The 10,838-nt window shown below is 26.1% G+C and carries 12 protein-coding genes; 3 read left to right on the forward strand and 9 right to left on the reverse strand.

The window, feature by feature from the left end:
- Window positions 1-136 precede the first annotated feature (136 nt).
- Both TY07_RS16745 and TY07_RS16750 read right to left on the reverse strand, forming a co-directional pair.
- Window positions 137-391, reverse strand: a complete 255-nt coding sequence (locus TY07_RS16745) for a hypothetical protein (RefSeq protein WP_042402926.1) — start codon at window positions 389-391, stop codon at window positions 137-139.
- Window positions 392-733: 342 nt separating this feature from the next.
- On the reverse strand, window positions 734-1,126 hold the full coding sequence (locus TY07_RS16750; RefSeq protein ID WP_042402930.1) for a hypothetical protein: 393 nt from the start codon (window positions 1,124-1,126) through the stop codon (window positions 734-736).
- 1,321 nt (window positions 1,127-2,447) lie between these two features.
- Here TY07_RS16750 and TY07_RS16755 point away from each other — a divergent pair.
- Window positions 2,448-2,768, forward strand: a complete 321-nt coding sequence (locus TY07_RS16755; RefSeq protein ID WP_042402933.1) for a hypothetical protein — start codon at window positions 2,448-2,450, stop codon at window positions 2,766-2,768.
- 81 nt (window positions 2,769-2,849) lie between these two features.
- Here the strand turns inward: TY07_RS16755 and TY07_RS18475 are convergent, their stop codons facing one another.
- The 4 genes from TY07_RS18475 to TY07_RS16775 form a co-directional block, all read right to left on the reverse strand.
- Window positions 2,850-3,389, reverse strand: coding sequence for a peptidoglycan-binding domain-containing protein (locus TY07_RS18475; RefSeq protein ID WP_052330771.1), 540 nt, complete (start codon window positions 3,387-3,389; stop codon window positions 2,850-2,852).
- A 460-nt stretch (window positions 3,390-3,849) separates the two neighbouring features.
- Entirely contained in the window at window positions 3,850-4,338 is a 489-nt protein-coding gene (locus TY07_RS16765; protein WP_042402936.1) for a hypothetical protein, read from the reverse strand.
- 295 nt (window positions 4,339-4,633) lie between these two features.
- Window positions 4,634-5,857, reverse strand: coding sequence for a hypothetical protein (locus TY07_RS16770; protein WP_042402939.1), 1,224 nt, complete (start codon window positions 5,855-5,857; stop codon window positions 4,634-4,636).
- A gap of 33 nt (window positions 5,858-5,890) precedes the next feature.
- On the reverse strand, window positions 5,891-6,232 hold the full coding sequence (locus TY07_RS16775; RefSeq protein ID WP_042402943.1) for a hypothetical protein: 342 nt from the start codon (window positions 6,230-6,232) through the stop codon (window positions 5,891-5,893).
- A gap of 123 nt (window positions 6,233-6,355) precedes the next feature.
- Between TY07_RS16775 and TY07_RS16780 the strand changes: the two genes are divergently transcribed.
- Entirely contained in the window at window positions 6,356-6,553 is a 198-nt protein-coding gene (locus TY07_RS16780; protein WP_042402944.1) for a BhlA/UviB family holin-like peptide, read from the forward strand.
- 13 nt (window positions 6,554-6,566) lie between these two features.
- Here the strand turns inward: TY07_RS16780 and TY07_RS16785 are convergent, their stop codons facing one another.
- Window positions 6,567-7,085, reverse strand: coding sequence for a sigma-70 family RNA polymerase sigma factor (locus TY07_RS16785; RefSeq protein ID WP_042402948.1), 519 nt, complete (start codon window positions 7,083-7,085; stop codon window positions 6,567-6,569).
- 193 nt (window positions 7,086-7,278) lie between these two features.
- Here TY07_RS16785 and TY07_RS17495 point away from each other — a divergent pair, with 193 nt between their 5' ends.
- Window positions 7,279-9,303: an N-acetylmuramoyl-L-alanine amidase gene (locus TY07_RS17495; protein ID WP_052330772.1), complete on the forward strand. Its 2,025-nt coding sequence runs from the start codon at window positions 7,279-7,281 to the stop codon at window positions 9,301-9,303.
- A gap of 25 nt (window positions 9,304-9,328) precedes the next feature.
- Here the strand turns inward: TY07_RS17495 and TY07_RS16800 are convergent, their stop codons facing one another.
- Both TY07_RS16800 and TY07_RS16805 read right to left on the reverse strand, forming a co-directional pair.
- On the reverse strand, window positions 9,329-9,838 hold the full coding sequence (locus TY07_RS16800; RefSeq protein ID WP_042402951.1) for a hypothetical protein: 510 nt from the start codon (window positions 9,836-9,838) through the stop codon (window positions 9,329-9,331).
- Between the two features lie 501 nt (window positions 9,839-10,339).
- Complete coding sequence (locus TY07_RS16805) at window positions 10,340-10,810, reverse strand: helix-turn-helix domain-containing protein (protein ID WP_042402963.1); 471 nt, start codon at window positions 10,808-10,810, stop codon at window positions 10,340-10,342.
- Between the last annotated feature and the right edge of the window lie 28 nt (window positions 10,811-10,838).

Below are 10,838 nucleotides of genomic sequence, written 5' to 3' on the forward strand. Positions count from 1 at the left end.
ATTAACTTAAATATAGCACTTTCTTTATTTTGTTCAATAATTAATTTTGTAACTTAATTGAATTTAAAACTCCCTAGTAAAAATAAAAAAAGTAAAATTTCATGTACATCACATAAAATTTCACTTTTTTATGATTCTATTTTACTGCTTTTAACTTTAATTTTGCTATGTCATAACAATTTGCCTTAGTTACTTCTTCAACCTCTTTCAACTCATTAAGCTTTTCTTCTACAGAAGTTCTAAATTCTAATAAATCTGCTGTCTGCTCTACAACTCCATCAAGCTTCTTTTCAATTCCATCTACTTTAGATTCAAGTCTTTCTTGACTCTCTTTTAACCCTTTTATATCTTGTTGCATAGCTTTTAAAATTTCTAATATTTCTTTTTCCATATACTATTTCTCCTTTAAATTTTTTTAAGTTTTAGTTTACTTAATCATTATATCATAAAAGGACACCTTTAAAGATGTCCTTTACGGAGCAAATCTTCTATGGAAAATTTGCAAACTAAAACTTATTTAAAGTATATCATTTTTATAAATAACATTCTATTAAACTTTTTAAAAGTTTAATTTAAAAAAGTATTTAAGACTAAATACTTTCTACCGCCTTACGTATTAACTTACTCATTACGCTACTCTCCACTCCGTTACTTAATACTCCAGTTGGTCATCAAAAAAAATATAATTAATACTCTCTATCTAAATCCTTGAGTTTTTTTACTTTAATATTTCTTATCTAAACCTCATACTATTTTCTCTTCTCTTATCTACAAGATCTATTGCCCTAGGTAATGCTGGTGCTATAATATCCTCTGTTGTTGCTAACCTTCCATACTCAGAAATTACAAAAAATCCATTAATTAATTCTAAAAGTATTTGAGTATTTCTATCAGTATCATTACTAGATTTTTTTATTTCTTTCATATCAAATTTGATTTGTTCTGATACTTCTTTTGCTATTATTTTAATCATAGCTTCTGTTGTAATATCTGAATTTTGTCTATGCTCTCTAATTATTAAATCTAATGCTTCACTACTGTATTTTAAATTATTTTTCTCTTTAACTTCTTCTATATATGCTACATTTTTTTCTGTCATTTTATATTCTTTTCTTATTCTTGCCATCTTAATTTAACTCCTTTTCTTTTTTTATTTAAGGGCTTTGCCCTCGCTATGCTCACCCATAAACTTTAAAAAAGTTTAATCAAATCCCAAAAAGGAATTATAAAATATCTTAACTGGAAATTACACCTGCAGATATTTTATAAGAGCATAAAGAGAAACTGCTATCAAAATCTTTGATAGGCTAGGCAAAGCCTAGCGTTTCTGTGCTATCAAAAAAATTTCCAAATGTCCCACTATGCCACACGAAAACCGTATCAAAACCGTATATAATCCGACACTTTGTCGGTGATTATTTTCTTAATTTTATCATATATTTTTTTAATCTCAAACTATTTTTTTATAAAAAAATGGAGCCACTGCTCCATAAATAAATAATCCCCCTAAAATATAAAAAGTATTTTTAATATCAATTTGTAAACATCAATCAAAAAAAATTTTTTCAAAAGGGGTTGGGCAGCTCTCCCAATAAATAATTTAAAATTTAAGTAAAGCTTAATTTTAAATTTATAGTAAGTGTGTACACACTTACTATGCTTGCTCTCTGTAGTTTACTCTCTGTAGTTTACTCTCTGTAGTTTAATTATATTTATAGTTTAATTATATTTACCTCTAAAGTATAATTACAGCCTTCCCCCAGTTGTTAGTAAAAATGTGTGGCTACTAAATCGGATAAAATTAACGTAGTGAGTGCTGATCCAATTTTGCCGCCACTAATTTTTGCAAAAACTCCTCCACTTATAAAAAGGTTTTTTGATTCAATTTGTAAACCTACTTTGAAAATATTTTAAAAAACTCTTTTTTTCAGTTCGTTGGCTCTCCATTTTTAATTTAATCTCTTGTAATTTCTTTTCAAACTCTGCCACTCGTTGCTCCAAGCTCTCTTTATTTTCTAATTTCTCTTGCTCCTTTAAAGATTTTTCCCCCTGTTGCTACAACCATAAACTCACTCATACTAACCTTTTTCTTTTTTGCTATATATTTAAATAATTCTTTCTGCTCCGTACTTACTGAATCTTGATATAATCATTCTTTATAGCCATTGTTCCCACCTCTATAAATTCTTTTAATCCCTTGTTATCACCATATATTTATCGTAATATTATTCCCTTTATTAAGCTAGCCACATATTTAATAATTTATAAACCAAACTTACTGCACAAAATTTACATTTATATGCAGTAAGTGTAAATTTAAATGAATCAATCTTGATTTTATTATCTTTATATACTAAAATTTAATTATACTTTTGAAAAAATATGAATTTATAGGAAAATATTGTTTTAATTGCTTTATAATAAAAATTATAAGGATGGTGAATACTATGTTAAAAAGAATCTTGAAATCACATGTAAGTAAATACATTGCTTTATCACTTATTTTATGTTCTACTATTTATTCTACAACATTCTTAAGTTCTCCTTCAGCTCAAACCACCACAAAAGAAACTACCAATCTAAGCACTATTGAAATTAGCAATAATATAACTGACCAAGATATTGTTACTAGCGAAAATTATGATACTGCTTTACAAAACTTTATTGAAGAAAATAATTATGATTATAACATCAATACTGGTCTAAATATCTTAGATGAATTTATGAAAGAGTATGATTTAGACTGTTTAATAAGAGTATCAGAATAATTATTATTTTCTTTATCAAAAAATAAAATCCAAGTTTCAAAAAATATTTTTTGAAACTTGGATTTTATTTTTAATATAAAGCTATTCACCACTTATAGGTTGTACAACTCCAAAAACTGATTCTACAGCCCATGCAAAAGTTTTTGGACCTGCTATTCCATCAACAGTTAAAATATTGCTATTCATTTGTTGAAACTCTATTATTTTTTGATAAGTTTTTGGTCCAAACAAACCATCTACCGCTAGGCCAGCTCCTAAATAATTAAACATTCCTTGTAAACATCCAACTGAGCCAGATGAATTAGAATAACCATATCCAACATAACTAGTTGTTGGATTACATGTAAAAACTTTTCCTGTACTTTTATTAGTACATTTAATATAAGTAGAACTATAATAAACTAATTCACATGCATCTCCAGCCCTAGCAAATTCATTAGTTGAAAGTGCTATAAACTCTCTTACTATAACATTCTCATTTGATGAATTATTATTTGTATTTTCATAATTTACGTCTAGTTGATTATCTTGAAAATTTAATACTTCTGCTGATACTTCAATATTAATTAAAGAAGTTGTTAAAACTATACCAGAAAGTAATGCAAATATTTTTTTATTCATAAATTCCCCTCCATCAATATTATGTCAATTTAATTATAATAAACGTTGTAATATATTTCAATATATTCTATTTTTTATCACTATATAAAATAAAAATAAGAACAAAATGAAAAAATAAAGAAAAAACTGCAATAATCTGAAGGATATAATTATGCACTCAACAAATAGACCTATAGTATAAGCTCCTCCATATAGACTGAAAATTTGAGAGTATAAAAAATTCAACTTGCAAATTGAACTTTTTAAACAAATAGTATATAATCACTTCTGAAGAAATGAATAAAAAAATAATCAAGGTTTATAAAAAAATTAATGACTTCTAAATGGTTACTACAAAGTAAAGCCAAATTTGCTGACATTAATTTTTTTTATAAGCGTCTCCTTGCCCATTGATTATTTTTTTAGTTTGAATATTATTTATCATTAGTTAAAAAAATTTTTAAAACTTATTACTTTTGAGCTACTTTGAAAAAATCTTAAAAAGGCTTTTCCTATAATTTCTTTTTTGCTCCATTTTTTCTTTTAGATCTTGGAGCTTATTATCTACTTCTTCAAAATGTTCTGCTAAATATAACTGTTGTTCACTTTTTTTCTGCTCTTCCTTTAAAAGTATCTGATTATTTTCAATTAACCTATGTAATTCAGATATTTGTTTATCTTTTTCTTTAAGTTGCTCTAATAAATTATCAATTAACTCTTTATTCAAATTTAATAAACCATCTTCATCTATTGAAGTCTCTGCATTTACATCATTCTCAATTTCTTTATTTTCAACTTCATTTTTAACTTTTAAACCTTCTTGAATCAAGTTGAATAAACTGTCATCAACCATTGATTTTCCTTGTTTCTTAACTATCCTAGCTTTATACTCTTTCAACTTAAGTTTATTATAAATTGTAGTTTTGCTCACTCCTAATTGAATAGCAGTTTCTTCAACTGTCCTTAACATAGCCTAAAACCTCATTTCTAAAAGATTAAACTACTTTAATGTATTCTTTAAAACTCTTTAAAATCCTCTAAATTAAAAATACTAACACTTCTCACCTTGCCGTTTTGGGTAACTCAACACACTAGGCTACATAAGCTAACGTAGCTTAACCATAAACGATAACCCCCTAAACCTGTTCTAAAAATAGAACAGGTTACTACGTAACCCTATAATACAAGCGCAGAAAAAATGAGCCTTTTTTTTTTTTTATTTTTAATATATAATAAGTTTGATTTTGAAATAAAAAAAGAACGGGTTATTTTAATAACCCATTCTTTTTCATATAAGTAATATGTCTTTTGAGTGTTGACTCTGCTAAATCAAGCTCAATACAAATCTCTTTATTTTTAAAGCCTTTTGCACGAAGGCTTTTTATTTTTTTTCTAATTTGCTCAAGCTCTTCTTTCTTAGACATCTTCCCTTCTAATTTTAATTTTTCTATATATCTATTTTTTTCTCTTTCTCTATGTCTTCTCTTGTATTCCATTTTAGAAATTATAGTTGTCATATATGTTTCTTCAATTTCTGTAATCTCTAATAACTCTATTAAAGTATCATTCTTATATTTATATTCTTTATTTTTATCTAAATAACACTTTTCTGCACTTCTAGTTGCCCTTATAACCTCTTTTTCTTTTAAAGGGTATATAAACATACTATTTAGTTCTAAAACATCTTCTAGCGCCTTTTGGACGTCTTCTGTGAAGCTACAAAGATAATACCTATATAAAAATAATATTATTTCTCTATGCCCTCTTAAATCATATTCTCGAAGTTCACATAATTTTGTTATGTCTTGTATTCTTGCAAAGTATAAACTTCTTTCCCTATAAACATAGTTTACTTTCTTTGGACGACCTTTTTTCTTTTCTTTTGGTTTTAGCTCTGGAAGATACTCTTTCTGTATTTCTCTTAAATCATAAATATAGTCATATTCATCTATTATACTTACTACTGTTTTTGATTTTGAGTTAATACTTCCTGGTACTCTTAATACTCTTGTTGCATCTAAAGCTTGTCTATCTGCTCCAAACTCTTTTAATTGATGATATAAATACTCTTGGATTGCTTTCCATAAAGGTAATGCTTGACTTGGTACTTTATTTATATTCCATAATAATGCTAATCCTCGGCCACTATCTATAATATAATTTGTTGCTGGTATTATTTTATTAAAATAATTTGACTCTAAATTCATTATTACCTGCTCTTTTGTATATTTAGTTTTATAATAATCTAAATCTATATATACAAAATTTAATTCTTTTATACATTCTAATCTTCTACATGGTTTATAAAATGTATTTAATGTTATATATATGTTTTCTCCTGTTAAATCTGTTTCTTTTAGTTCTAAATACTTATAATGCCATTGACTATATCCATTTTCATCTATGCAACTTCTCGTGATCCACCCTTTACTATTTCCATGAACCCTATCTATATATTCTACTTTATTCTTTTTTATCGCTTGTCCCATCACTTCACCTCCTTTGTTCGACAACTAATTATATCATACTTTTCTATATTTACTAAAATCTATAACTTTCCCCATTTCCTTTTTAATTTCTTTACTTCTACTAAAATTTTCTCCTATTTCATTAATTTTTTCCTTTTCTCTTTTCTTTTTTAATCGCTCTTTAAACGCATTTATTGCTCTTTCTACAATTTCATCACTTAGCTCTATATACTTAAATGTTTGCTTATCTAAATATTCATATCTCCCTTTTTCAGCTCCTAAAACATATTCTACATAATCCTCCAATAATTCTTCATCTGACATTCTTTTATCATAATATCTTAAATAATAATTTATACTCCCACTAATTTTCATCCATAACTTTTTTTCGTCCATATTCTCCCTCCATATATTTATTTTTTATTTTATATTAAATCATTTTTTTTATTTATTTCAAATTTTAATGTTTACTATTTCCCTATTTATTTGCTCTATATTTTATATAAGGAGGTGTATGTTATGGATTCAGAGTTATTTAACTTTCTAACAACTCAAGGTATTTTTGCTTTGTTATTTGGTTATTTATTGCTATATATTTTAAAACAAAATCAAATTCGAGAAGAAAATTATCAAAAAATAATTCAACAACTAAATGAAGTTCTTCCAACTATAAAAAATGATTTAGAAGACATAAAAAAGCAGATATTAAAAAATTAATATCTGCTTTTTATTATGTTAAGTATACCTTTTTCAATTTACTTATTGCTCTATTCTTAGCTTGATTTATTGCCTGTCTTGATATCCCCATATAATCTGCCACTTCACTTATGGATAAATAATTTATATATATTAATTTCATTATGTACTCTTCTTTTTCTGTTAATACTTCAAATAAATTTAAAACTTCAACTTCTGAATCAAACTCTTCATACCCTATTTCAATTTCTAAATTTAATTCTACTTCACGATTTTTTATCTTATCATTTTTTTTAGATAATTTTATATACTCATACTTTAATGCTTTAGATATATAAGCAAATATTATTTTATCATCCTCAAATCTGTTTTCTTCTGGCAATTTATTTATTATTTCTAATAAATGTACTAATAGATCTTGTCTAGTATCTTCTCCATTCACTGATTTTGAAAGTTTATTTATTAAAGGGTTAAATACATTTATAATCTCTCTAAATATTTCTTTATTGCCATTTTTATATTCTTTTATATTTTTATAAATTGTGTTTCCCATAAATAAACACCCCCTACTTATATAAAAGCAAACAAACGTTCGATTTGTAAACATAAAAAAAATATTTTTTTCATGTTTACAAATTGAACGTTTTTTTACTCTTAAATATATGACTGGTCAATTAAATGAATTTTAAATTAAACATAAGTTAACTTTTGAAATAAATATTTTTATTAAAAAGGAGAAATTAATCATGTTATTACAATTAGGAGATAAAGGAGATAATGTTAAATATCTTCAATATGGATTACACATTTTATGTTGTTCACCAAATGGTTTTGATGGTGAATTTGGAAATGGCACACTTACTGCCGTAAAGAAATTCCAATCTAAATATGGATTAGTTAATGATGGAATAGTAGGTGATGTTACTTGGAATACTTTAAAAAATGAAATTGCTACAATTCAAGCTCAATTAAATAAAAAAGGTTGTAGCGTTGGTACTGTTGATGGTATAGCTGGTCCTGCTACCTATAATGCTGTTATTTCATTCCAAAATAAAAATGGTTTAACTGCTGATGGACAAGTTGGTACTGCAACTTGGGATATTTTATTCGACACTGTATCTGGTGGAACTACTTATACTAGAATATTAAAAGTTACTTCCCCTTTAATGTACGGTGAAGATATTAAAGCTGTTCAAAACAAGCTGAACTCTTTAGGTTACAACTGTGGTACTGCTGATGGTTATTATGGTAATGCTACTAAATCTGCTGTTATCAGCTTCCAATCTGCTAAGGGTCTTACTGCTGATGGTGAAGTCGGTCCTGCTACTTGGAATGCTTTATTTAGCTCTTCTTCAACTTCTACTGGAAGTAGCTATACTAGATTATTAAAGGTTACTTCACCTTTAATGTACGGTGAAGATATTAAAGCTGTTCAAAACAAATTAAACTCTTTAGGTCATAATTGCGGTACCGCTGATGGTTACTACGGAAATGCTACTAAATCTGCTGTTGTTAGTTTTCAATCAGCTAAGGGAATTGACACTGATGGTGTTGTTGGCCCTACTACTTGGAACGCTCTATTTAATTCTTCTTCATCTTCAGGAAGTGGCACATTACCTGGTGGTCCAATAAAGGTATTTATTGATGCTGGACATGGTGATACTGATCCTGGTGCTGTAGGAAATGGATTAAAAGAAAAAAATATTGTTCTTAACATTGCTACAAAATTAGGTGCTTTACTTAACGGACGTGAAATATCAATAAAATATTCTAGAACTAATGATACTTATTTAAGCTTAGAGGACAGAGCTAGACTTGCTAATGCTTGGGGAGCCGATTTATTCGTATCAATACATGCTAATTCTGCTACTTCATCAGTTAGAGGTACTGAATGCTATACTCACCCTACTGCAAATACAGCAACTAAAACTTTATCTGCAAATATATCTAGATCAATCGCTAGTAAATTTGGTATACCTAATAGAGGACATAAAGAAGCTAACTTTGCCGTTTTAAGACTTTCTAATATGCCTGCTATTTTAGTTGAAACTGCTTTTATTAGTAATTCTAGTGATGCTAATCTTTTAAATACTAGACAAGATGATTTTGCTAATGCAATTTTTAATGAAATCTTAAACTACTTTAATATGAGTATATCTACAAGTACAATATTAGATCAGATAAATAATAGTGGGTTCGCTGAACTTTTTGGTGTTAAATTTACACAAACACTTCAAGAAAAGATAATTGCTCAAGCTGGACCAATTAAAGTTAAACTTTCTCTTACACGAGGTGGTAGCAATAATGGAGAAATTGTTGCAAATTTTAAAAATGGTAGTTTTGATAGTGGTACATTCAAAAATGATTTACTAGATTTATCTACAACTCTATCTAAAAATGGAGTAAATATATCAAAACAACTCCTTAAATTAGGTAATAAAAGTTTTTCTATATCAGTATCCACTAATAATAATATAATTACTGTATCTTTAACTAAAACTTTAAATATAAATGATTCAACTTTTAGTCAAGTATTGTCAATTGAATACGATAAAGATGGGTTAAAAGATATTTATGAAAATATTACAGTTGTTGTAAATAGTTTAGTCGAGAAATCTAAACCTATTTTACTTCCTCTTCTTCTTATAGGCGCTTTAATAATTTTTATAAAACTCGGCTTTTTATCAGCTTTAATAAGCTTTGGTGCTGCATTATTAACACAACTAGGCTATGCAATATATACAATGATTACTTTTATTGCTACTAATTAAACTTAAAAAATAACCATATAAATATTTATATGGTTATTTTTTCAATGAATTTATTAATTTCTTCTTCATTTTTAAATATATTTCTAGGAATTATCAATTTCTTTTTATATCCAAATGATTTAGTTGAAAATATTAATATATATTCATTAAGCAAATTCACTTTTATAAACTTATCTATCTTCATTTCATATTTGTCATTATTACAATATATATATATTTTTCTATTATCTAATATTAGTTTTTTTTCAGATAAAAAGTATCTATCTTTATTACAATTCTTTATTGCTATTTTTTTCGAAATCCTATTTATATCCTTATTCTCAGTTTTTTTCAACCAAAAAAACACTATAAAAGTCATAATTACTGTGTTCGTGAAAAAATAAATTAAATTTTGTAATTTTATTGAATAATATATTCCACTAATAACACTAATAGAACAAACAATATATTTATATTTACTAAATCCCATTTTATACTGAATATACTTTATTAAAAATTCAATATCTTCAAATGTGTTAATATATTTTATTTCCATAGCTCCCCCTTAATGTTTTATTTTAAATTTTACCATCTATAGTGGTTTTTTTCAATTTTGAGAAGACAAAAAATTCAAACAAATTGAATCTACTTTATGTAATCATATTAGTAATTAAGCTAATTATAGCATCCTTTAGTAAAAATATTCTTTCTGTAAATATATTGAAAGAATATTTATTACCACACAATATATATAATTTTATATTTTTTCATTTTATCCCTCACAGAAACAAATTATTTTAATTGCACTAAAAATAAATTATACATATAAATTTAAGAAAATAACAAAAACTGCGCAGAATTATTCTTCTGCGCAGTTTTTGTTATTTTCTTAAATTTATAAATACGTGTTTATGCCATTTGTAAGGGTGTTTGAGTCTTATTTAAGTTTACTATAAATAAACTTTCTTGTAAAATCGTATTTTTAGCACATTAATTATTCATAGTAATGTTAACAAATTAATTAAATAACGCATGTTAACTAATTAATTTGTTAATATTATTGTTCATTAATTATTTTATGAACAGTAGCAACACTACAATTCATATCTTTAGCAATAGCTCTGTAACTTTTACCTTGTAATCTTAACATTTTTACTCTAGCTTTTTGTTCTTCAGTAAACATTTCTTTTCTTCCAGCACCGCGTTCATTTTTTAATTTGTTAACAACATTGCTGCTTTTTAATTCTTCAATTTCCTTCAGCAATTTTTGTATGGTATCTCTATCCCCTTTAATAGTATCATCTTTAGATTTAGTGTTTATTTCATTTAATCTTATAACTGCCTTTAATTGTTCAATTTCACCATTCATTTGATGATACATTGGACTATTTTCAAATTTATCATCAGCAATCATTTGCATTTCTGATATTTGATTATGTAATTCAACATTAATTTTATTCTGTTCATTTAAACGCTTTTCTAAATCTGTAATTATTTCCTCTAATCCTTTAATAGTTTTTCTTGCCACTATAACCACTCCGTTAACTAATTAATTT

The sequence above is a fragment of the Clostridium saudiense genome, from assembly GCF_000577815.1.
Taxonomy (GTDB): Bacteria; Bacillota; Clostridia; order Clostridiales; family Clostridiaceae; genus Clostridium; species Clostridium saudiense.